Consider the following 569-nt stretch of genomic DNA (forward strand, 5'->3'; position numbering starts at 1 on the left):
GCCTCACCGCCATCGAGAATCAGATGCGCCTGGTCCTGATCACCCATCTGCTCCTCGCCATGGCCGTGCCGACCCTCCTCGATGAGACGGTGCGCGATGAAAAAGCGCTGCGCAAACAGGATCAACGTCAACGGGCCGAACCCGACGGCACCGACGGCACCGACGGCACCGACCGTCCCGACTGGGCGGCACGCTTGTTCCGTCATACCTCCAAGATCAGCCGCCAGGTGTTACGGTTCTTCAAACACTCCTTCCTCAAGCCAGCCTCCCCTGCGCACTATGGGCGGTACCTACGGCCGATGCTTTTGCACTACCTGCGATTGGGACCGGACACCGGTGAGGTCTCGTAACCCCGCCCCCGCACGAGCATGATAGCGCCTAGTCGCCGGCTCGGGCCTTCGCCCGCCGACGTGGTCACGTGGAAACGGACACCACGGTAAGTCGCACTGGCCAGTTGGCCATTTCTGTCAAACCCGCCGGGACGCTGGTAGCCCAGGTACGAATACAGCCGTCGGCTGTTGTGGAACGTCGTGATGTAGTCGACGATATCGGCTCGGGCTTCCTCGCGA

General features: G+C 63.1%; 1 protein-coding gene. It reads left to right on the forward strand.

Annotated elements, in window-relative coordinates:
• Positions 1-350 (forward strand): hypothetical protein (locus CKO41_RS18360; protein WP_207144181.1); only part of this gene is annotated, 350 nt, incomplete at its 5' end.
• Positions 351-569: the final 219 nt, after the last annotated feature.

Source organism: Thiococcus pfennigii, from assembly GCF_016583835.1.
Classification (GTDB): Bacteria; Pseudomonadota; Gammaproteobacteria; order Chromatiales; family Chromatiaceae; genus Thiococcus; species Thiococcus pfennigii.